At 75.0% G+C, this 19972-nt stretch carries 19 protein-coding genes; 11 read left to right on the top strand and 8 right to left on the bottom strand.

What is annotated here, in order from left to right; genetic code table 11:
• Positions 1 to 150: 150 nt before the first annotated feature.
• From ACZ4K2_RS00810 to ACZ4K2_RS00795, 4 genes are all read left to right on the top strand, one after another.
• Positions 151 to 456 carry a hypothetical protein gene (locus ACZ4K2_RS00810; RefSeq protein ID WP_467477805.1) on the top strand — a complete coding sequence of 102 codons (306 nt, stop codon included), beginning with the start codon at positions 151 to 153 and terminating at the stop codon, positions 454 to 456.
• 218 nt (positions 457 to 674) lie between these two features.
• Positions 675 to 1763, top strand: coding sequence for an S-(hydroxymethyl)mycothiol dehydrogenase (locus tag ACZ4K2_RS00805; RefSeq protein ID WP_467477803.1), 1089 nt, complete (start codon positions 675 to 677; stop codon positions 1761 to 1763).
• Positions 1763 to 2392 (top strand): MBL fold metallo-hydrolase, encoded by a 630-nt coding sequence (locus ACZ4K2_RS00800; protein ID WP_467477802.1) that lies wholly within the window; start codon positions 1763 to 1765, stop codon positions 2390 to 2392. Before ACZ4K2_RS00805 ends, ACZ4K2_RS00800 begins: the two co-directional genes overlap by 1 nt.
• A 126-nt stretch (positions 2393 to 2518) precedes the next feature.
• The gene (locus ACZ4K2_RS00795) at positions 2519 to 3433 is read left to right on the top strand and encodes an SDR family oxidoreductase (RefSeq protein WP_467477800.1); all 915 of its coding nucleotides are present in this window, start codon (positions 2519 to 2521) and stop codon (positions 3431 to 3433) included.
• On the opposite strand, the gene ACZ4K2_RS00790 is transcribed toward ACZ4K2_RS00795, so the two are convergent.
• On the bottom strand, positions 3424 to 3969 hold the full coding sequence (locus ACZ4K2_RS00790) for a hypothetical protein (RefSeq protein WP_467477797.1): 546 nt from the start codon (positions 3967 to 3969) through the stop codon (positions 3424 to 3426). The two genes, ACZ4K2_RS00795 and ACZ4K2_RS00790, sit on opposite strands and share 10 nt — an antisense overlap.
• 49 nt (positions 3970 to 4018) lie before the next feature.
• Here ACZ4K2_RS00790 and ACZ4K2_RS00785 point away from each other — a divergent pair, with 49 nt between their 5' ends.
• From ACZ4K2_RS00785 to ACZ4K2_RS00770, 4 genes are all read left to right on the top strand, one after another.
• Positions 4019 to 4813 (top strand): SDR family NAD(P)-dependent oxidoreductase, encoded by a 795-nt coding sequence (locus tag ACZ4K2_RS00785; RefSeq protein ID WP_467477793.1) that lies wholly within the window; start codon positions 4019 to 4021, stop codon positions 4811 to 4813.
• Positions 4814 to 5160: 347 nt separating this feature from the next.
• Positions 5161 to 6564 carry an aminotransferase-like domain-containing protein gene (locus tag ACZ4K2_RS00780; protein ID WP_467477790.1) on the top strand — a complete coding sequence of 468 codons (1404 nt, stop codon included), beginning with the start codon at positions 5161 to 5163 and terminating at the stop codon, positions 6562 to 6564.
• A gap of 164 nt (positions 6565 to 6728) precedes the next feature.
• On the top strand, positions 6729 to 7424 hold the full coding sequence (locus ACZ4K2_RS00775; protein WP_467477787.1) for a L,D-transpeptidase family protein: 696 nt from the start codon (positions 6729 to 6731) through the stop codon (positions 7422 to 7424).
• Positions 7425 to 7529: 105 nt separating this feature from the next.
• The gene (locus ACZ4K2_RS00770; protein ID WP_467477784.1) at positions 7530 to 7715 is read left to right on the top strand and encodes a hypothetical protein; all 186 of its coding nucleotides are present in this window, start codon (positions 7530 to 7532) and stop codon (positions 7713 to 7715) included.
• 115 nt (positions 7716 to 7830) lie between these two features.
• On the opposite strand, the gene ACZ4K2_RS00765 is transcribed toward ACZ4K2_RS00770, so the two are convergent.
• On the bottom strand, positions 7831 to 8661 hold the full coding sequence (locus ACZ4K2_RS00765) for an SAM-dependent methyltransferase (RefSeq protein WP_467477782.1): 831 nt from the start codon (positions 8659 to 8661) through the stop codon (positions 7831 to 7833).
• Positions 8662 to 8855: 194 nt separating this feature from the next.
• Between ACZ4K2_RS00765 and ACZ4K2_RS00760 the strand changes: the two genes are divergently transcribed.
• Positions 8856 to 9242 carry a PPOX class F420-dependent oxidoreductase gene (locus ACZ4K2_RS00760; protein ID WP_467477781.1) on the top strand — a complete coding sequence of 129 codons (387 nt, stop codon included), beginning with the start codon at positions 8856 to 8858 and terminating at the stop codon, positions 9240 to 9242.
• A gap of 21 nt (positions 9243 to 9263) precedes the next feature.
• On the opposite strand, the gene ACZ4K2_RS00755 is transcribed toward ACZ4K2_RS00760, so the two are convergent.
• From ACZ4K2_RS00755 to ACZ4K2_RS00745, 3 genes are all read right to left on the bottom strand, one after another.
• Positions 9264 to 11819 (bottom strand): hypothetical protein, encoded by a 2556-nt coding sequence (locus ACZ4K2_RS00755; RefSeq protein ID WP_467477778.1) that lies wholly within the window; start codon positions 11817 to 11819, stop codon positions 9264 to 9266.
• A 388-nt stretch (positions 11820 to 12207) separates the two neighbouring features.
• Positions 12208 to 12600, bottom strand: coding sequence for a Zn-ribbon domain-containing OB-fold protein (locus ACZ4K2_RS00750; RefSeq protein ID WP_467477849.1), 393 nt, complete (start codon positions 12598 to 12600; stop codon positions 12208 to 12210).
• A 230-nt stretch (positions 12601 to 12830) separates the two neighbouring features.
• Positions 12831 to 13571, bottom strand: coding sequence for a TetR family transcriptional regulator (locus ACZ4K2_RS00745; RefSeq protein WP_467477776.1), 741 nt, complete (start codon positions 13569 to 13571; stop codon positions 12831 to 12833).
• Between the two features lie 232 nt (positions 13572 to 13803).
• Here ACZ4K2_RS00745 and ACZ4K2_RS00740 point away from each other — a divergent pair, with 232 nt between their 5' ends.
• Positions 13804 to 14652: an ATP-grasp domain-containing protein gene (locus ACZ4K2_RS00740; protein ID WP_467477774.1), complete on the top strand. Its 849-nt coding sequence runs from the start codon at positions 13804 to 13806 to the stop codon at positions 14650 to 14652.
• 314 nt (positions 14653 to 14966) lie between these two features.
• Complete coding sequence (locus ACZ4K2_RS00735; protein ID WP_467477846.1) at positions 14967 to 15416, top strand: flavin reductase family protein; 450 nt, start codon at positions 14967 to 14969, stop codon at positions 15414 to 15416.
• 88 nt (positions 15417 to 15504) lie between these two features.
• Here the strand turns inward: ACZ4K2_RS00735 and ACZ4K2_RS00730 are convergent, their stop codons facing one another.
• From ACZ4K2_RS00730 to ACZ4K2_RS00720, 3 genes are all read right to left on the bottom strand, one after another.
• On the bottom strand, positions 15505 to 17889 hold the full coding sequence (locus ACZ4K2_RS00730; RefSeq protein ID WP_467477844.1) for a SpoIIE family protein phosphatase: 2385 nt from the start codon (positions 17887 to 17889) through the stop codon (positions 15505 to 15507).
• 237 nt (positions 17890 to 18126) lie between these two features.
• Positions 18127 to 18507: a hypothetical protein gene (locus tag ACZ4K2_RS00725; RefSeq protein WP_467477773.1), complete on the bottom strand. Its 381-nt coding sequence runs from the start codon at positions 18505 to 18507 to the stop codon at positions 18127 to 18129.
• Between the two features lie 438 nt (positions 18508 to 18945).
• Complete coding sequence (locus tag ACZ4K2_RS00720; RefSeq protein ID WP_467477770.1) at positions 18946 to 19863, bottom strand: MurR/RpiR family transcriptional regulator; 918 nt, start codon at positions 19861 to 19863, stop codon at positions 18946 to 18948.
• Positions 19864 to 19972 lie beyond the last annotated feature (109 nt).

The raw sequence follows: 19972 nt of genomic DNA, 5'->3' as shown, positions 1-19972 counted from the left end.
CGGCCCGAACGGGAGCGGGCCGCACGGGCCCCGCCTCCGAGACTCCTCCGCCCCGGCGGCGTCGGCAAGCGCAGCCGCCGCGCTCCGCCCCACGGGTGAGCGCGGCCCGCCGCCCGTGTCCGGCGGGGGCCCGCCGCCGTTGCTGAGGACATGATCTCAACACGACGTATCGTCGCCGTCCTCGGTCTCGCCGCCGGGGTCACCGGCCTGGCCGCGCCGATGGCGAACGCGGCCGCCGCGAGCGCACCGGCCACCGGGCCGATCAGCCCCATGGCCGTGCTCGACTCGCTCACCGTCAGTGACGTCCCCGCGCAGTACCGGGCCCAGGTCCCGCGGGTCTCCGAGCAGGCGAGCGCGCTGAACCAGGTCAACGAGCTGAACCGGCTCAACGAGCTGTGGCAGGTGGCCGCTCCGGTGGCACCCGTGCTGGGCCTGCTGCCCGCCGTCCAGGCCTGACCCGCCGCCGCACGCGAGGGCCGCCCCCGCCGGGGCGGCCCTCCGTGCTGCTCGGAGGCGGTGCGGCGGGCCCGCGGTCGCGCCGCCCGTGACGGGGTACCTGGCCGGTGCGCGCCGGCGGCGGAGTTAAGATCCCCGATCACCGCCGTGGTCCGTCCCGCTACCCATCGGGCGCGCGTAGGGTCGGCGGCGAAGGCAATCGAGGAAGGGACCAGAGCATGGCGCAGGAAGTACGCGGCGTGATCGCACCGGGCAAGGACGAGGCGGTACGGGTCGAGACGATCGTGGTACCGGACCCCGGGCCCGGCGAGGCCGTCGTGCGGATCCAGGCCTGCGGCGTCTGCCACACCGACCTGCACTACAAGCAGGGCGGCATCTCGGACGACTTCCCCTTCCTGCTCGGCCACGAGGCGGCGGGCGTCGTGGAGTCCGTCGGCGAGGGCGTCACCGACGTCGCGCCCGGTGACTTCGTCGTCCTCAACTGGCGTGCGGTGTGCGGGCAGTGCCGGGCCTGTCTGCGCGGCCGGCCCTGGTACTGCTTCAACACCCACAACGCCCGGCAGAAGATGACGCTCGCCGCCACCGGGCAGGAGCTGTCCCCGGCCCTCGGCATCGGCGCGTTCGCCGAGAAGACGCTGGTGGCGGCCGGCCAGTGCACCAAGGTCGACCCGGCCGTCTCCCCGGCCGTCGCGGGCCTCCTCGGCTGCGGCGTGATGGCCGGCATCGGCGCCGCGATCAACACCGGGAACGTCGGCCGCGGCGACTCGGTCGCCGTCATCGGCTGCGGCGGCGTCGGCGACGCGGCCATCGCCGGATCGAACCTGGCCGGCGCGGCGAAGGTCATCGCGGTGGACATCGACGACCGCAAGCTGGCGAAGGCCCGCACCCTGGGCGCCACCCACACCGTCAACTCCAAGGACACCGACCCCGTCGAGGCGATCCGCGAACTGACCGGCGGGTTCGGCGCCGACGTCGTCATCGAGGCCGTCGGCCGCCCCGAGACCTACCGCCAGGCCTTCTACGCCCGCGACCTCGCCGGCACGGTCGTCCTCGTCGGTGTCCCCACCCCCGAGATGCAGCTCGAACTGCCCCTGCTGGACGTGTTCGGACGCGGCGGCGCCCTGAAGTCGAGCTGGTACGGCGACTGCCTGCCCAGCCGCGACTTCCCCATGCTGATCGACCTGCACCTCCAGGGCCGCCTGCCGCTGGACGCGTTCGTCACCGAGACCGTCCGGCTGGACGAGGTGGAGAAGGCGTTCGAGCGGATGCACCAGGGCGACGTGCTGCGCTCGGTGGTGGTGCTCTGATGACCGTACGCATCGAACGCCTCGTCACCTCCGGGCAGTTCACCCTCGACGGCGGCACCTGGGACGTGGACAACAACGTCTGGATCGTCGGCGACGAGCGCGAGGTGATCGTCATCGACGCCGCCCACGACGCCCAGGCCATCGCCGACGCCCTGGAAGACCGGCGCCTGACCGCCATCGTGTGCACGCACGCCCACAACGACCACGTCAACGCCGCCCCGGCACTGGCCGAACTCACCGGCGCCCCCATCTGGCTGCACCCGGACGACCTGCCGTTGTGGCGGCAGACCCACCCCGACCGCGAGCCCGACCGGCACCTCCAGGACGGCCAGGTCATCGAGGCGGCCGGCGCCGACCTCACCGTCCTGCACACCCCCGGGCACGCCCCGGGCGCCGTCTGCCTGTACGACCCGGGTCTCGGCACCGTCTTCACCGGCGACACCCTCTTCCAGGGCGGCCCGGGCGCCACCGGACGCTCGTACTCCCACTTCCCGACGATCGTCGAATCCATCCGGGACCGCCTCCTCACCCTCCCGCCGGAGACCAAGGTCCTCACCGGCCACGGCGACTCCACGACCATCGGCGCGGAGGCCCCCCACCTGGAGGAGTGGATCAGGCGCGGACACTGACCCGGCCGGGCCACCGGCGGCGCGTGCGGCGGATCACGCACGCGCCGCCGGAAAAGACGACAGGAGATGTCCGGCTTCCCGGCGACAGTGGGGACCTCAGCAGTCGCCGCACACGGGAGGCAGGACATGTCAGGACCGCTGGAAGGCAAGGTGGCGCTGGTCGCCGGGGCGACCCGGGGCGCCGGGCGGGGCATCGCCGTCGAACTCGGCGCGGCCGGCGCCACCGTCTACGTCACCGGGCGCAGCACCCGCGCCCGCCGCTCCGAGTACGACCGCCCCGAGACCATCGAGGACACCGCCGACCTCGTCACCGCGGCCGGCGGCCGGGGCGTCGCGGTGGCGGTCGACCACCTGGACCCGTCCGCCGTCCGCGCCCTCGTCGCCCGCATCGCGGCCGAACAGGGCCGCCTCGACGTCCTCGTCAACGACATCTGGGGCGGCGAGAAGCTGTTCGAGTGGCACGCACCCGTGTGGGAGCACGACCTCGACAACGGGCTCAGGCTGCTCCGCCTCGCGGTGGAGACGCACGCCGTGACCAGCCACTGCGCGCTGCCGCTCCTGCTCGACCGGCCCGGCGGCCTCGTCGTCGAGGTCACCGACGGCACGGCCGACTACAACCGCGACACCTACCGCGTGAACTTCTTCTACGACCTCGCCAAGTCGTCCGTGCTGCGCATGGCCTTCGCCCTCGCCCACGAGGTCGGCCCGCGCGGTGCGACGGCCGTGGCCCTGACCCCCGGCTGGATGCGGTCGGAGATCATGCTGGAGGCGTTCGGTGTGACCGAGGACGGCTGGCGGGACGCGCTGGACCGGGAACCGCACTTCGCGATCTCCGAGACCCCGCGCTACACCGGCCGTGCCGTCGCCGCCCTGGCCGCCGACCCCGACGTCTCCCGCTTCAACGGGCGGTCGCTGTCCAGCGGCGGCCTCGCGCGGGAGTACGGCTACACCGACCTCGACGGCAGCCGGCCGGACGCCTGGCGGTACCTGGTCGAGGTGCAGGACCCGGGCAAGCCGGCCGACACCACCGGCTACCGCTGACCGGTCGCGGGCGCGGCGGGCAGCGGCCAGTGGGCCGGATGACCCGGCGGCAGCGCCAGGTCCTCGCGCACGGCCGCGTAGTAGCCCTCGCGGCCGGCGCGCTGCCGCTCCAGCAGCTCCTGCCACGCCCGCGGATCGCGGGTCCCCGCCCGCAGGAACCGCTCCATCTCCATCACCGCCACCACCCAGGCGCGGGCCCGCTCCACCACCGCCGGGCTGCCCAGCAGGAGCAGCGCCTCCCCGGCCGGGTCCCGGTCGGCGGTGGCCTGGGCGAGCAGCGGCTCCGCCTCCCCGGGGGACAGCGGATGCGGGTGCGGGTCGTTGCCGAAGTGGGCGGCGACCCGGTACGCCAGCGTCACCGCCCGCTTCAGCGTGCGCGCGTAGTCGGAGTACACCGCGAGCCGCCGCTCCTCCCAGCGGGCCGCCCGTTCGCGTCCGAACCGTGCCCGGTCGCTGCGCACCACCGCCAGGTACGAGCCGAGCGCACCGATCACGACCCCTATGAGGGCGGGGAGTTGCTGCAGGAAGGCGGACATGGGTGCACGCTACCTGTGCCGGTGATCGATTCGCTCGTACCGTCTCCCCATGACCGATCTCACTCGCTTCGCAGGACACGGAGTTCTCGTCACGGGCGCCGCCCGCGGAATCGGCGCCGCGGTCGCCCGCCGGCTCGCCGGGGAGGGCGCCCGGGTCCTGCTGGCCGACCGGGACCTGCCCGAGGCCGAACGCACCGCCTCCGCCCTGCGCCGAAAGGGCCTGACCGCCGAGGCGTTCGCCTGCGACGTGGCCGACCGCGCCGCCGTCGAGGCCGCCGTCGCCCACGCCGTCGCCGCGTTCGGCTCGCTGGACGTGCTGGTCAACAGCGCCGCCCACTGCTCCCCGGACGTACCGCGGTTCGAGGACGACTCCGACGAGGCGTGGGCACGCGACCTGGACGTCACCCTCACCGGCGCCCACCGCTGCTGCCGGGCCGCGCTGCCGCACCTCGCCGCCTCCGGACGCGGGGCGATCGTCAGCATCGGCTCCGTCAACGGCCTCCAGGACTTCGGCAACCACGCCTACAGCGCCGCCAAGGCCGGCCTCGGCTCGCTCACCCGGACCCTCGCCGGGCACGCGGCGGCCCGCGGCGTCCGGGTCAACATGGTGGCGCCGGGCACGGTCCGCACCTCGGCGTGGGAGGGCAAGGACGACGTCCTCGACGCCGTCCGGGGCATGTACCCGCTCGGCCGGGTCGGCGAGCCGGAGGACATCGCCGCCGCGGTCGCCTTCCTCGCCTCGCGCGACGCCGCCTGGATCACCGGCACCACCCTCGTGGTCGACGGCGGCCTCACCGCCGTCAACACCGGCTTCCGCACGGCCGCCGCCCAGGGCTCGTCCTGACCGTCGGGCTCGTCCTGACCGTCGGCCGGTGTCCGCCGCCGGTATCCGGTGCACCCGCTCGGCACCGGCCCCGGTGCCGAGCCGCGCCGGGTGGGCGGGCACCGGGTTCGGCCGAGCTGCGCGGAGACGTCCGCCAGGTCCGCCGCCACGCTGTTCCGCGCCGCGCGGTGGCAGCCGCCGGGTGATCCGGTCGAACACCGCGTGGCGGCGTCACGGGCGGCCCGGAGCAGGCGGGGGGAGTACGGCGGGACACCGGCGAGGGGGTGGTGCACGCGTCGCGGCGCGGGCGGCGGCGGTCCCGAACTCCTGGTCCACTTCACGGTGACTGGACCAGGAGAACCGGACAGGTGGACCCTGGACCGGTGGACTCCGGTTTCGTCGCCGCGCTCGGCGACTGGCGCACCCGTTCCGGCCCCCTCGGCCGCGCCCTCGCCGCGGCCGTCCGGGACGCCGTCGCCGAAGGGCGGCTCCCGGTCGGCACCCGGCTGCCCGCGGAGCGGGAACTGGCCCGCACCCTGCGCCTGAGCCGCGGCACGGTCGTCGCCGCGCTCAGCCTGCTGCGCGCCGAGGGCTGGCTGCTCACCCGGCACGGAAGCGGCAGCGCCGTACGGCTGCCCGCCCGCCTCACCGAGCGCACCGCCCCCTGGTCCCTGGACCGCGGCGGCGCCCCCGGCGCCGCCCTCGACCTCACCCTCGCGGTACCCGCCGCGCCCCACGAGGCCTGCCGCGCCGCCCTCGCCCGCGCCGCCGAACTGAGCGCCCCGCTGCTCCTGGACTCCGGCGCCGCCACGGCCGGCCTGCCCCGGCTCCGCGCACTCCTCGCGGACCGCTACACCCGGGCCGGCCTCGCCACCCGCCCCGAGCAGATCCTGGTCACCGCAGGCGCCCGGGCCGCCCTCACCCTCCTCCTGGACCACCTGCACACCGACCGCAGGACACCCGTGTTGGTGGAGAGCCCCACCTCTCCCGGCGTCCTCGCCGTGCTGCGCGCCCACCGGGCCCGCCTGCTGCCGGTGCCCGTCTCGGCCGCGGACGGCTGGGACACCGCGCGGCTCACCGCGGCCGTACGCCGGCACCGGCCCCGACTCGCCTGCCTGGTCCCCGACTTCCAGAACCCGACCGGCGCCCACATGACCGGCGCCGCCCGCCGCGCGGTGGCCGAGCTGGCCGACCGCCACGGGCTGACCGTCCTCGCCGACGAGTCCCTGCGCGACCTGGACCTGCGGACACCGCCCGGCACCGAACCCCATCTCGCGGGCGCGGGGGTGATCCAGCTCGGCTCCGTGGGCAAGACGCTCTGGAGCGGCCTGCGGGTCGGCTGGCTCCGGGCCACCGCGGACCTCGTACGACAGCTGCGGCTGCGTCCCCTCCAGGCGCGGCTCGCACCGCCGCCCCTGGAACAGCTCGTCACCGCCGAACTGCTCGGCGAGGCCCTGCCGCCCGTGCTAGCCGACCGGCGCGCCCGGCTGCGCGTCCAGCGCGACCACCTCGCCGCGCTGCTCGCCGGGACCGGCTGGACGTACACCGTCCCGGCCGGCGGGCTGACCCTGTGGCCGCACCTCGGCGCGGCCGGGCCGGGCGCCGCCGACCTCGCGGCCCGGGCCGCCGCCCGCGGCCTCACGATCAGTCCCGGGCCCCGGTTCGGCACCGGCCACGCCGGTCTCACCCGCCGGCTGTGCCTGCCGTTCACGGCGACGCCGGACACCCTGACCCGGGCGGTCGGCCTGCTCCGGGCGTGTTGTACGGTCTGAACTTCACCGTTTCGTCACAGCCTGACCGGAAACACAACCATCCCCCGCCCTGTCGGGTCTAGTAGTCCGAGACCACGGGAATCGCGCTGGGAGGACCCCGGGCGAAGGCCCGGGCGGACAGCCGCGCGATCGGACCACCGGACAAGGGAAGAGGTAGAGGCCGCATGGGGGGCATACGCAGACGAGGCGTCGTCGCACTGGGCGTCACGGGACTGGTGACGCCGCTGGCGCTCGCCTTCACGGCGGCACCGGCCCAGGCCGCGAGCTGCACGACGGCCGCGGGGCCGTACCAGAAGCAGGTGGAGAAGTTCCTCGGCCGGCCGGTCGACGGCAGGCAGTCCGCCGCCGACTGCCAGGCGGTCCGGAGCTTCCAGAACAAGCACGGCATCACGCCGAACATCGGGTACGCCGGCCCCGTCACCTGGGGCGTGATGGATCTGATGAACAAGCAGAAGGCCGTCGGGAACAAGCCGAACAAGGCCGGCAAGTGCCCGACGAACAAGGGCCGGATCGCCTGCGTGAACCTCACGCTCCAGCTCACCTGGATCCAGGACGGCAGCCGGCTGGTGTACGGCCCGGTGCCCGTGCGCACCGGACGGGACGGGTTCGAGACCCGTACCGGCCTGAAGAAGGTCTACTGGCGGGACATCGACCACGTCTCGAACCTGTACGACGTGCCGATGCCCTACAGCCAGTTCTTCGACGGCGGCCAGGCCTTCCACTCCGTCGGCCTGAGCATGTGGAACCCGCCCGGCTCGCACGGGTGCGTCAACATGACCACGAAGGACGCCAAGAAGTACTGGTCGCTGCTGAGGAACGGCGACGACGTCTACGTCTACGGCCGCAAGCCGGGCACCTGAGGCGGTACTCCTCGTTCCGGTTGACACCTGGACGTGATGAGCGACACGGTCCGTAATGTCCGGATTGCGGATACTTACTCACACCGCCTTCACGTCCGGCGGCATATGCTTCACAGCATGTCCACCACTGTTGCAGCCGCCTCCGAGCGATCGGCCGCGGAGGTCAACGAGGAGATCCGGGCGCTGTGGCGCCGGTCGGGCGGGACACTGACCACCGAGCAGCGCGCCGAGTACCAGCGCCTGGTGATGGAGTGGGCCGCCGCGACCCCGCAGTCGCACCGGGCCGCCTGACCGGCCCCGCGCACACCGCGCCGTACCACCGAGGGCACCCGTCACCGCACGGGTGCCCTTGCCGTCGTCCCGCGACTCCGTACGGGGTCCGCGGCGGCGTTCGGTCTCGGGGCGCTCAGTTCTTGCGGGCCACCCCGCCGAACATGGCGACCTCCTCCGGCTCGGCCCCGTGGTCGTGCTCGGGCCGCCAGCGCGAGCACGACACCAGCCCCGGCTCCAGCAGCTCCAGACCGTCGAAGAACCGGGCCACCTCCGCGGGCGTGCGCTGCGTGAGCTTCGGGGTGCCGTGCTCGTTCCAGAACCTGACCGCGTCGTCCACGTCCGGCATCGACGGGCTGGTGATGGTGTGCGACAGCACCAGGTGGCTGCCCCGGGGCAGGCGGTCCGTCAACTCCCGCACCAGCGCGTACGGATCCTCGTCGTCACCGACGAAGATGACCACGCCGAGCAGGATCAGTGCCACCGGCCGGCTGAAGTCCAGTGTCCGCGCGGCGTGTTCGAGGATCGCGTCGACGTTGCGCAGGTCCTCGTCCAGGTAGTCCGTGCGGCCCTCGGGGGTGCTGGTGAGCAGCGCACGCGCGTGGGCCAGGACCAGCGGGTCGTTGTCGACGTACACGATCCGGGACTCCGGCGCGAGCCGCTGCGCCACCTCGTGGGTGTTGTCGGCCGTGGGCAGCCCGGTGCCGATGTCCAGGAACTGCCGGATGCCGGCCTCCTGGACCAGGTGGCGCACCGCGCGGCCGAGGAAGAGCCGGTCGGCGCGCGCGTACTCCCCGATACCCGGGTGGAGCCGGCGGATCTGATCACCGGCCGCCCGGTCCACCTCGTAGTTGTCCTTGCCGCCGAGCCAGTAGTTCCAGATCCTGGCGGTGTGCGGCCGGCCGGTGTTGATGCGGGCGCGCAGCGACACGGCCACGTCGTTCGTGGCGGCCGGGTTGTCGGTCACGTGGGTCAGCTCCTGGGTGCCTGATGAGATGCCTGACGAGAGGTACTCCGTGCACGACGCAATCTAGACGCCCGGTCCCGTCCGCGCGGCCCGGCCCGGGATATCCGCCGCGGCGGGCCGGCCCGACCGCGCCCCCGCCGGAGCCCGGCCCGCGGCCCTCCTCGGACCGCGGGCCGGGCTCCTACACTGCGAATATGGACGACACACGGCTGCGCAGGCTCGGCTCCGGCAAGTACCTGCTGGTGACCACCTACCGTAAGAACGGCACCCCCGTCGCCACCCCGGTGTGGGTGGTACCGGACGACGGCGCCCTGGGCGTGTGGACGGCGGCCGACAGCGGAAAGGTAAAGCGGATCCGGCACCGTCCGGACGTCCTGGTCGGCCCCTGCGACGTGCGCGGCAACCCCACCGGCGACCTGTCGCCGGCCACCGCCGTGCTCACGGACGCGGCCACCACCGCCCGCTACCGCGGGCTCATAGCGCGCAAGTACGGCATCCTCGGCCGCCTCACGCTGCTGGGCAGCCGGCTCCGGCGCGGGACGGACGGCACCGTCGGCATCCGGGTGACCCTCGGCACGTGAGGGCCACCCGGCACGCGGGCCCTACGCCGCGTCGCGCACCGAACCCGACAGCCGGAGGCCGCCGGTCTGCGGCTGCCCGTTCTCCAGGTTGATCTGCCGGAACCGCACCGACTCCGTGGACTCCCGGACCCGGTCCCTGACCGTCGGCACCGTGATGTCCACGCTCGTCCGGCCGGCGGGGACGCTCACCCAGAGGTAGAGCCCCTTCACCTTGGACAGCGGCCGCTCGGGGTCGGGCCGCTCCCCGCTCGTGTCCCGCAGCCAGTTCGCCGGGACGTCCTTGGTGGACAGCTCCGGCGCGGTGGCCGCGGTGACCTGGAACAGGGCGTTCATGTCCACGTCCACCGCCGTGGACAGCGACAGCCGCCACTTCAGCGTCTGGCCCTCGGTCACCTTGCCGGCGACGGGCTTGACGGTCATCTTCGGCGCGGGGTCGTCGTCGCGGACGGTGATCCCGCCCCGGTACGAGCCCACGACCGCGCCGTGCACCGCCTTGACCAGGACGTCGTGCCACACGTCGGGGCCGTACCGCGTGTTGCCCTGCACCGGGACCGGCACGTCGATGTCGTCGCCGCCCGGCCGGACCGTCACCAGCCGGTCGGTGGTCTTGCGGGTGACCGGGTCGACGACGTACACCCGGACCTGGCCGCTGCCGCCCGTGCCCGTCACCCGCACCGGAACCCGGTAGGTGCGCACACCCGCGTCGCCCTCGGTGACGGTCCGGCGGCCGATGTCCACGCGCGGCAGCGCGTCGGCCCGCACCGCGGGAGTCCCGGGCCGCCAGCCCCAGGCGTCCATGAGCCAGGCCCGCCCCGAGGCCGAACGCGGGGTCAGCTCAAGGGACTTGACCGATCCCAGGTCGAGCCCGGCGCGGGTCGCCGCGGTCAGCGGCAGCCGGACCTCCTGCGCCCAGTAGGAGGCGGTCCGGTCGCTGCCCGGCAGTCCGTCCACCGTGACCCGGCCCAGCCCGGCCCGCTTGCCGGCGGCGTCGGTCAGGGTCACGTCGAGCTGGGTGCCGCGGGAGTTCGGCGGCACGAACAGCCGCAGCGCCAGGGCCGTGGACCCGGACAGCCGCACCGGTGCCCCGGCGGTCACCCGGGCCGGGGTGCCGGCGCGCGTCCAGCGCACCGCGACGGCCCGCCGGCCGGTCTCCCGGTCCGTCTCCCACAGCGCGAAGTGCGGCGAGTAGCCCTTGTCGCCCACGCCGAGGCAGGACTTGGCCGGGCTCGGGTCCACCGCGGCGCACAGCCTGCCGCCGGTGACCGAGACCCCGCCGTCCGGCAGGAACCCGCCGCCGCGGCCGGCGCCGACCGCGTGGGTCAGCACCCGGGCCGGGTCCGCCGACGGCGCCCGCCGCCGGGAACCGTCCAGCAGCGGCCGTACCCGGTCGTCCCCGGCGAGGAACAGCCGCGCGGCGGCGGCGATGTACGTGGCACCGGCCCGGTGCTGCTGGTCGGCGGTCAGCCGGGTCGCGGCCCGGGTGCCGCACACCGGGTCGCGGTGCCCGGAGTCCTCGTAGAAGTCGTCCTCGGCGGGTGCCGCGGCCTGGCCGGGCGTCCACTGCGAGTTGAAGTAGTTGTGGTTGGCGCCGACCACGTAGACCGCGCTGTGCAGTGCGGTGCCGTTGCCGACCGCGCGGGTCCCGTCGACGTACACCTGGCCCTGGAGGTCGGAGACGTCGCCGTCGCAGCCCGGCAGGATGCTCACCGACGGGACGTCGGGCTGCGGGTTCTGCCCGAAGACGGTCGGGCCGATGAGGACCGTGCCCCGGATGCGCCAGCGGACCGGACCGTGGTAGCCGTCCTGGTCGGCGGGCGGCGGGGCGAGACTGTCCAGCGCGGCCCGGCTGACGCCCTCGCCGCCCCGCGAGTGCCCGACCAGCAGGACCCGGGACAGATCGGCGCGGGGTGCCTCCCGCACCACCTTCGGCGCGGTCTCGGGGTGTTCGGCCCAGCCGGCCCAGCGGGCCAGGTGCAGCCGCACCAACGAGGACCGCGCCTGCGCGCCGCCGTCCTCGGCCGCGAAGTCCTGCCCGTTGACGCCGTTGGCCGCGACGGACACCGTCACATAGCCCTGGGAGGCCAGCAGTCGCTGGTCCCGCAGGTAACCGCGGTGGCTGGGCACCGCCTTGGTGCCGCCCTTGCAGGGCCAGTCACCGGTGACGTCGGCGCGCCCCTTGTAGCAGGTGTAGTGGCGGCCGTGCAGGAAGAGCGCGAGCGGACGCGCGCCGGACGCGCGTACCGGGGCGACGACCACCGCGCGCATCTCCACCGGGGCCGGGAAGCCCGGCAGCCGGACCGACTTCAGCGCGTACTCGCCGGTCGTGGTGCGGTACGCGCCGGGCTTGCCCGGGTCCACGGCGTTCGCCAGCGGCTTGGCCGGCAGGGCGGCGGCCGACGTGGCGCCGGCCGGCGTGGAGGCGTCCAACCGCCGTCCGCCGGACCACACCTGCAGCTCACCCAAATCTGCGGCCCGCCGCCCGTCGAGCGGCAACCGGAAGGTGCGTCCGTCCGCACCCGGCCGCGGCACGCCCAGCAGCCTCCCGCCGGCGCGGAATTCGACCCGCGCGTCCCCCATCGGCACCGTCCGGTCCGACCGCCACACCAGCCGCGGTGCCCCGTCCCCTCCGTCCAGCCGCCATCCCGGCGGCAAGGGTATGCCGTCCCGGGCCGCCGACTCCGCTCTGGCGCTCAACTCGTGGGGCTGGGCCACCACCACCCCCGGGGATGCCCCCGCCACCGCGAGTAACGCGGCGGCGGCCGCCCATGTGTGCCGGGCACGGACCACTGTTCCTCCTCGAACACCGATCTCGGACGCCCCGGTCGTCCCGGGCGTCCCTCGCTCCTCGAGGACGGCAAGCGGAGTCCGTGGGTTGCCTGTCGGCGGGAGGTGATCGATCACATCCGCGGCGTACCGCGCGGGCGCGGCGCGGGCCACCGCCCCGGGCGCCGGCGGCGCGGCGCGGTCAGGTCCAGGCGCGGTACGGCTCGTCGGCCAACTGGAAGACCGGCTCCCCGCGCACCAGGTCCCGCGCGGTGGACAGCCGGACCCGGTCACCGCTGTGGATCCCGACCGGCGGACCCATGACCCGGCCCCGCACGACGAAGCCCTCGGCCATCTCTATCAGCGACACGTTGCGCGCCGCCGGTGTGTTGCGGTGCACCACGGTGGAGTGGCGGACCGTGCCGACGCCCTCGCTGCGCTCGGTGCGCAGTTCGCTGCCCTGGCACACCGGGCACAGCAACCGGTGGTAGGTCGCGGTGCCGCACCAGCCGCAGCGCTGGAAGAGGATGGCGTCCTTGGCGTCCGCGGCGGGGTTCAGAACACCCGTCGCGGAACCGGCCGCCGGCTGCGAGATGCCTGCCAAGTCGTCGTGCACGCCTGTCAACTCCCTGCGCTCGCCCGGAATCCCGCGTGCCGGGGGGACCGCGCACGCGTGCGCGCGGTCGCCGTGCCACCGTGCACGCCGACAGGGTATGGCACTCAGTGTCACTCGTAAAGGCACTCCGTACCCCTGAAGTGCGGGTCCGGCCCCTGGATCACGGCTGGAGGATCGCCGGTCCGCGCGGCCGGGCTCCGCCCGCGCGCTCAGGCGCGGCCGAGCGCCGTCTCCAGTTCCCGCACCACCCGCCACAGCGGGGCGTCCCGCCGGGCGACCAGCACCACCACGTCGCCGGGCCGGTCCGCGCCGCAGGCCGCGCCGCCCGGGACGGCGGGCGGCGCCGGATCGTCCGCGGGCCGGGCGTACGTCGTCTGCACGTACCGCAGCGCGCCGTCGACGGCCGCCTCCGCGTCCTCCTCGCCGTCCGACCGCAGCCAGGCGCGCAGGGCGTTGTTGTGCGCGGCGACGACCGCCGCGGCGATCACGTCGGCGCGCAGCGTCCCGTCCGGGCGCCCGCCGAACCGGTCGCGCAGGTACGCGGCGAGGGCGCGCTCGTAGCGCCACACCACCGACAGCTCGTACGCGCGCAGCCCGGGCACCTGACGGGTGAGCCGGTAGCGTTGCACGGAGAAGCCCGGGTTCTCGGCGTACATCCGCAGCACCAGCCGGGCCGCGTCGCACACCCGCCGCACCGGCTCGTGCTCCGCGCCGCCCGCCGCGAGGAAGGCGGTCATCCCGGCCAGGCAGCCCTCGTGGTCCGGGAAGACCACGTCCTCCTTGGAGGGGAAGTAGCGGAAGAAGGAGCGCCGCCCGACCCCGGCCAGGGCCACGATGTCGTCCACCGTCGTCTGCTCGAACCCGCGTTCCAGGAACAGCCGGAAGGCCGCCGCCACCAGGGCGTCCCGGATCGGCGGCTTGGCGGCGGGCGCCGCGCTGCTGGAACTCATGGACGGGAACGTAGCACCCGGGCCGATCCCCTGGCACTCGGTGCAGCCCGAGCGCCCCGCCGGGGAACCGAGTGCTTCCGGGGCTCACCGTCCCACTCGCTTCCCGCGCCGTCAGGGGGCGGCGGAAGCCGTGCGCACGCTGCGGCGTAACCTTTCTCCTCCGCCGCGGCGGTGCCCCGTGCCGACGGCCACGCACCACCCTCCGGAACCACCCCGCCCCGAGGAGCACGCCATGCCCGCCGCCCGTCCCCGTCTGCTCTACGTCACCGACCTGGCGTACCGGGCCCGCGGGCGCCGCTACTGCGACGAGGACATCGACCTCGCCTCCCGGCTGCGCGCCCACTTCGACCTGGCCCTGTGTCACCCGACGGCCGCCGAGGCCCTGATGGACGGCTTCGACGCCGTCGTCGTCCGCAACAGCGGACCCGTCCTCGGCCACCGGGACGCGTGGGCGGCCTTCCGCGCGCGGGCGCTGGCCACCGGCGCCCGCGTCTACAACCCGCTCACCGGGAAGGCGGACATGGCGGGCAAGCAGTACCTGCTCGACCTGACCGCCGCGGGCCATCCCGTGATCCCGACCGTCGACCGCGCCGCGGACCTGCCCCTGCTGCCCGCCGCCGAGCGGTACGTCGTCAAGCCGAAGCTCGGCGCCGACTCCCTCGGCCTGCGGGTCCTGCCCGCCGGCCGGCTCGACGGGCTCGCCGACGGCGACGTCCTGATCCAGCCCCGCGTCGACTTCGCCTACGAGGTGTCCTTCTACTTCGTCGACGACGACTTCCAGTACGCTTTGTACGCCCCCGACCCCGAGCACCGCTGGGAGCTGCGGCCCTACGCGGCCACCGCCGCCGACCTGGAGTTCGCCCGCCGGTTCGTCGACTGGAACGACCTCGGGTACGGCGTCCAGCGCGTCGACGCCTGCCGCGCCCCCGACGGAAGCCTGCTCCTGGTCGAGCTGGAGGACCTCAATCCCTACCTGTCCCTGGACGCGCTGCCGGACGAGGCCGCGGACGCCTTCGTCGCCGCGTTCACCGCGTCCCTGAGCCGGTTCGTGCGGGGGGAGTCCGGCCCGGCCCGGGCGTGAACCGCCGAGCGAGGTGAACCGGCGGCCGGCACGGCGGGACCGGCACGGCCGGGGGCCGCGCGGTGGCCACCCGCCCCGGCCCCGGCGACGGTTCGTGAGCCGCGCCGCGGGCACTTCGGAGGTGAGGACCGCGGCGCACGGTCCCGGCCGCCGGCCGGGACCGGTGGCCGGACCGGTGGCGGCGAAGGGGAGTGGACGGCATGGCGGACGGTGACGGCGGGCGCAGCGGCAGCGGCGCGGCGGCCGGGGCGGCGCGGACCGGCGGCGGCCGGGCGGCGGGCCACGAAGCCTTCCTCTCCCGGCTGGACCCGGACATGTGCGTGGTCACCGCCGTGGCGGACGGCGAGCGCGCCGGCTGCCTGGTCGGCTTCGCCTCGCAGTGCTCCATCCGGCCGCCGAGGTTCGCCGTGTGGCTGTCGAAGGCCAACCGCACCTACCGGGTCGCCGGGACCGCGCGGTACCTCGCCGTCCACCTGCTCACCCGCGACCGGCGGGACCTGGCGGAGCTGTTCGGCGGCGAGACGGGCGACGAGACCGACAAGTTCGCACGCACCGCCTGGCACGAGGAGCACGAGGAAGACGGGGTCGCCGTCGTCCTCGACGGCGCGGCGGCCTGGTTCGTGGGAGCCGTCGTGGACCGGGTCGACGGCGGCGACCACGTCGGTCACGTCCTCGACCCGGTGCGGTGGGGGGAGGGGCCCGACGGGCCGCTGCTCCGGCTCTCGGCCGCCGTCACCATCGAGGCCGGCCACCCCGCGGACTGAGCGCGGCCGTCCGGACCGCCCGGTGGACCGGTCCGCACGCCCGGTCGCCGGCGGGCCGGAATCGGTACCCCGCAGCTAGGGGGGTTTCCTAGAACTCCGTCTCCGCGACGGTCGTGTCCACGTCCTGCACCCGCTCCAGCGGCACCCGGATGTCCAGCACGCACACGTCGTCGCGCCGCTCGTCCGCCAGCATCGACACGAGCAGGGCGTCCAGACCGACGGACTCGTCGTGGGTGCGCACCGCATCGGCGAGCCGGGCGAACCCCGCGTCGAGGCCCTCGCCGGGGCGCTCGACCAGGCCGTCGGTGTAGAGCAGCAGCCGGTCCCCGGGCTCCAGCCGCAGGTCCCGTGACTCGTAGACGGGGGCGCCCGCCGCGCCGAGCAGCATGCCGCCGGGCCGGTCGAGGAAGCGCACCTCGCCCCGGCGGACCAGGAGCGGCGGCGGGTGCCCGGCGTGCGCCCAGGACAGCACCTGCCGGCCGGGGTCGTAGCGGGCCAGGACCATGGTGGCGGTGATCTGGCCGTCGCGGGAGTGCAGCAGGAGCTGGTTCAGCCGGGCCAGCGCCCCGGTGAGCGAGGAACCGGTGCTGACCATGCCCTTGGCGGTGAACCTGAGCTGGGCCATGGTGGCCACGGCGTCGATGCCGTGGCCCGCCACGTCGCCCACCACGAACAGCGCGTCGCTGTCGGGCAGTTCGACGGCGCTGAACCAGTCGCCGCCGACGTGGATGCCGGTCTGCGAGGGCAGGTAGGAGACCTCGACGCGCAGCCCGGCGAGCTGCCGGGGCTTGTCGGGCAGCGGCAGCAGGGCGTGCTGGAGCCGGGCCGCCAGCGCGCGTTCCGCCTCCAGGATGCCGCGTTGCAGCAGCATGGCCCGTTCGCTCTCCACCAGCGCGAGTTCCGCGCTGCGCTGCGCGGTGAGGTCCTGCACGAAGCCGTGCACCTCGACGGGGGAACCGTCGGGCGCCGTGACCGCTTCCGCGACCACCCGCAGGTGCCGGAAGGCCGGGGGCGTCCCGGTGCGGAACGGCACGTCGAAGGGGCGGCCGCGGGCGACGAGTTCGGCGATCGCGTGGGCGAGCGGCCCCCGGTCGTCCGGCAGGGCCAGGTCGGGCAGCCGTTCCAGCCGCACCGGCCGCTGCCCGGGGTGCAGTCCGAGCACGGCGTACGTCTGCGCGGACCAGGAGATCTCCTGGGTCACCAGGTTCCAGTTCGCCCAGCCGAGGTTGCCGAGCCGCTGCACGTCGGACAGCCGCTGCTCCTGGCGCACCGCCGGGTCGTGCCGCAGCCAGGTCACCAGCAGGCCGTCGCCGAGCCGGGCCGCCCGGACCGTGTAGGTGGCGGTGACGGGTACCTCGCCGACCACGTCCTCGTAGGCGAACGGCTCGCCCTCGAAGGGCTCCCCGGTCTCCAGGGCCCGCAGGTAGCCCCGCCACAGCGGCTCGCCCGCGACCGACGGGTAGCTCTCCAGGATGTGACTGCCGACCATGTCCCGGCCCGTCCGGCCGAACACGTCGACCGCCTCCCGGGTGGCGGCCTCGATGCGGTAGTCCTCCACCTCGCCGGTGGCCGAGCGAAGCGGCGACAGCAGGATCACCGCACCCGGCAGCGCGTCGAACACCGCCTGCACGGTCTGCGGGACGTCCCCGTCCGTGCCGCCGCGCGCCTCGTCGAAGGCGCGCAGCCGGCCCGCGCACAGCCGGGACACGGCCCGCAGCAGCTCCCGCTCGCGCGGTGCGAACGGCCTGCCGCTGCGGCGCAGCACGCCGAGGGCGACGCTCGGGCTGTCCCCGGCCGGCACGGGCAGCCAGGCCCGGCTGAGCCACCGCTGCGCCGGGGCGCCGATCAGCACGTAGCGCGCGCGGTCCGCGGTGGCGTCCTCCAGCCAGCGCGGTTCCCCGCACCGCAGGGCCTCCAGCGCGGGTACGCCGCTCACCGGGGGCACGTGCCGCCACTGGGCGGCGAGGGTGGGTTCGAGGCCCGCGTAGCCGCGCAGGGCGAGTCCGCCCCCGGGCACCCGCTCGTAGAGCAGGACCGCGTCGGCGTCCGCCTCGGGCGCCAGGTGGTGCAGCAGGCGGCCGGCCAGTTCGTGCGGCGAGCCGACCCGGACCAGGTCGCGGCCGATGTGTCCCAGCACGTCCGCCGGGTCCAGGGTGCCGGCGGGCGTGCCGGTCCAGGCGCCGGTGGTGGGGGGCGCGGCCGGGGGCGGTGCGGCGGACGGTTCGCGCGGGGGCAGGGCGCCGAGGGTGAGCCAGCACTGTTCGAGGAGGGTGCGGTTGCCGTCCTTGGCGCGCTGGAGCAGCTTCTCGTGCGCGTGGTCCGGCGTGCAGCCGGTGACGGCCATCAGTACGCCTTTGGCCCGCTCCAGGACCGCCGAGGTGGCGGCCACGTCCCGCAGCCGTTCCATCTCGGTGCGCTGCCGGGCCACGACCTTGGCCAGCGCCGCCAGCTCGGCGCTGGTGCCACGGTCCACCGGAGGCAGGGGCTCGCTCGTCACCCGTCGAGCATGGCACACCGGAAGCCGTTCGATCACTCGTCTGCCGGGTCGGGGATGCGAACGTTCCGCGCAGCGGCTCCCGGGTGTGTGGAGGGAGCGCGCGGGCGCGTTCCCCCGGTTCCGGTCCGGGGCGGCGCGGGACGCGGCGGGGGGGTGGTGCGGGGCCCGGGAGGCGGGCGCGGACGCGGGGAGCGCGGGGGCGGAAGGGGCGGGTCAGCGGCCGGTGCCGCGGACGGCCAGGGCCTCGCTGACCGCGCGGACGCTGCGCGCGATGTGCTGGAGCTGGAGGATCTCCGCCGCGTAGAGCTTGATGGTGTGTTCGATCACGGCTTCCGGCAGTCCGAGCACCGGCAGCTCGGCCCGCGCGGTCTGCAGGGCGGTCCGGGCGACCCGGATCTCCTGCTGCACCTGGAGCTGGGCGTGCCGGGCGAGCAGCACCGGGTGCCGGATGAGCGCCGGGTAGCTGGCGTAGCGCGCCGGGATCAGCTCGCGCAGCCACCTGGCCGCCGAGCGCTCCCAGTCGTAGCTGCCCGGGGCCTTGACCTGGCAGGGCCAGTCGGGGCTGATGCGCGTACTGGTCAGGGGCATGATCATCGCTCCGGTATGGGCGTCCTGGGGGCGGTCGGCGGGTGCGGGGCGGCCCCGGCCCAGGGGATGGCCGGGGCCGCCACGGGCGCGTCGCGCAGACGATGCGCCCCGGAACGCTCCGGCCGCCGGCCTGGGTAGGGGACGGCGGCGGGGAGCGTCCGTTCGGGAACCCCGGGGACGGGGGACCGGCTCCGAGTGCGGTGGGTGCGTGCGCAGGGGCGGTCCGTCGGCCTTCACGGGGTGGTGTGCGTGCGGTGATTCCGCCGAGCAGTATTTATATATGCCGCTACGTTTGCAAGACGCATGAAAACATTCATATGGAATTTGAGGTGGATCATCCCCGTACCGGGGGCGGGGGACCGCAAGATCTTCACGAGCGGCGGGCCTCGGCGGAAGGATCGTCCCACCGGCCCTCGGACGGCCCCCGGTGGCGGCCGGGCGGGGTCAGTCCCCGAGGAAGAACCGGTGCTGCTCGGAGAGCTGCTCGTACTTCTCCAGCCGGGCCTGGGTGCGCTCCGGATCGGCGTCCGTCATGGCCTGGAGCAGCGCCGCGGCCAGCACGCCCGGCGCGGCGTAGGAGTCGAACACCAGCCGTGCGCCGGTGCCGGTGGCGAAGGTGACGTCGGCCTCGTCGGCCAGCGGGCCGAGCGCCAGGTCGGTCACCAGGGCGACCTTCAGGCCCGCGGCGCGTGCCACCCGCACGGCGTCCAGCGTCTCCTGGGAGTGCCGGGGCATGGCGAAGGCCAGGACCCAGCCGCCGCCTGCCTCACGGGCCTGCAGCAGCGCGTCGTAGGCCACGCTGCCGCCGAGGGTCACCAGCCGCACGTCCGGGTGGACGCGGCGGGCGGCGTAGCCGAAGTACTCGGCGAGCGACACCGAGATGCGCAGGCCCAGCACGGTCAGCGGGGAGGAGCGGGACAGCTCGCGGCCGACGCGGATGACCCGGTCGGGATCGGCGAAGTCGCGCCGCAGGTTCTCCAGGTTCTGGATCTCGGCGTCCACGGCCGCCTGGAGCTCGTTGGCCCGGTTCTCGTCGCCGGGCGCGCCGGCCAGCGTGCTCAGGGCGATGGACTGGAGCCGTTCGCGCAGCGCGGGGTACCCGCTGAAGCCGACGGCGGCGGCGAAGCGGGTGACGGACGGCTGGCTGACCCCGACCCGGTCGGCCAGCTCGGTGATCGGCAGGAACGCGGCCTCGGTGAGGTGCTCGATCAGGTACTGGGCGATGCGCCGCTGCCCCGGTGACAGGCGGGGGCCGTCGAAGAGTTCCCTGAGCCGGGAGGCCGGGGCGGCCTCGGCCGTGGGCGCCGTCCTGCCCGACGTGATCGCTGATGCCTGCGCACGTGCCTGCTGCGGCGAGGGCACGGGCCTGCCTCCTTTGTCTGCCACGAGCACTCAACATAGTCCACCGGCCGTCGTGACCAGGGGGTTTCGGCGGGGGAGCGCACCGCGGGCGGGAGGCCGCCCGGACACC

The organism is Streptomyces sp. NPDC025833 (genome assembly GCF_055558055.1).
This window is presented reverse-complemented; position numbering and strand designations above follow the sequence as displayed.

Excerpts from the sequence above, each read along its gene's own strand:
- ACZ4K2_RS00800 (WP_467477802.1), top strand. The coding sequence starts at position 1,763 with ATGACCGTACGCATCGAACGCCTCGTCACCTCCGGGCAGTTCACCCTC.
- ACZ4K2_RS00790 (WP_467477797.1), bottom strand. The coding sequence starts at position 3,969 with ATGTCCGCCTTCCTGCAGCAACTCCCCGCCCTCATAGGGGTCGTGATC.
- ACZ4K2_RS00785 (WP_467477793.1), top strand. The coding sequence starts at position 4,019 with ATGACCGATCTCACTCGCTTCGCAGGACACGGAGTTCTCGTCACGGGC.
- ACZ4K2_RS00760 (WP_467477781.1), top strand. The coding sequence starts at position 8,856 with ATGGACGACACACGGCTGCGCAGGCTCGGCTCCGGCAAGTACCTGCTG.
- ACZ4K2_RS00770 (WP_467477784.1), top strand. The coding sequence starts at position 7,530 with ATGCTTCACAGCATGTCCACCACTGTTGCAGCCGCCTCCGAGCGATCG.
- ACZ4K2_RS00805 (WP_467477803.1), top strand. The coding sequence starts at position 675 with ATGGCGCAGGAAGTACGCGGCGTGATCGCACCGGGCAAGGACGAGGCG.
- ACZ4K2_RS00795 (WP_467477800.1), top strand. The coding sequence starts at position 2,519 with ATGTCAGGACCGCTGGAAGGCAAGGTGGCGCTGGTCGCCGGGGCGACC.
- ACZ4K2_RS00725 (WP_467477773.1), bottom strand. The coding sequence starts at position 18,507 with ATGATCATGCCCCTGACCAGTACGCGCATCAGCCCCGACTGGCCCTGC.
- ACZ4K2_RS00755 (WP_467477778.1), bottom strand. The coding sequence starts at position 11,819 with ATGGGGGACGCGCGGGTCGAATTCCGCGCCGGCGGGAGGCTGCTGGGC.
- ACZ4K2_RS00775 (WP_467477787.1), top strand. The coding sequence starts at position 6,729 with ATGGGGGGCATACGCAGACGAGGCGTCGTCGCACTGGGCGTCACGGGA.
- ACZ4K2_RS00740 (WP_467477774.1), top strand. The coding sequence starts at position 13,804 with ATGCCCGCCGCCCGTCCCCGTCTGCTCTACGTCACCGACCTGGCGTAC.
- ACZ4K2_RS00810 (WP_467477805.1), top strand. The coding sequence starts at position 151 with ATGATCTCAACACGACGTATCGTCGCCGTCCTCGGTCTCGCCGCCGGG.
- ACZ4K2_RS00745 (WP_467477776.1), bottom strand. The coding sequence starts at position 13,571 with ATGAGTTCCAGCAGCGCGGCGCCCGCCGCCAAGCCGCCGATCCGGGAC.
- ACZ4K2_RS00735 (WP_467477846.1), top strand. The coding sequence starts at position 14,967 with ATGTGCGTGGTCACCGCCGTGGCGGACGGCGAGCGCGCCGGCTGCCTG.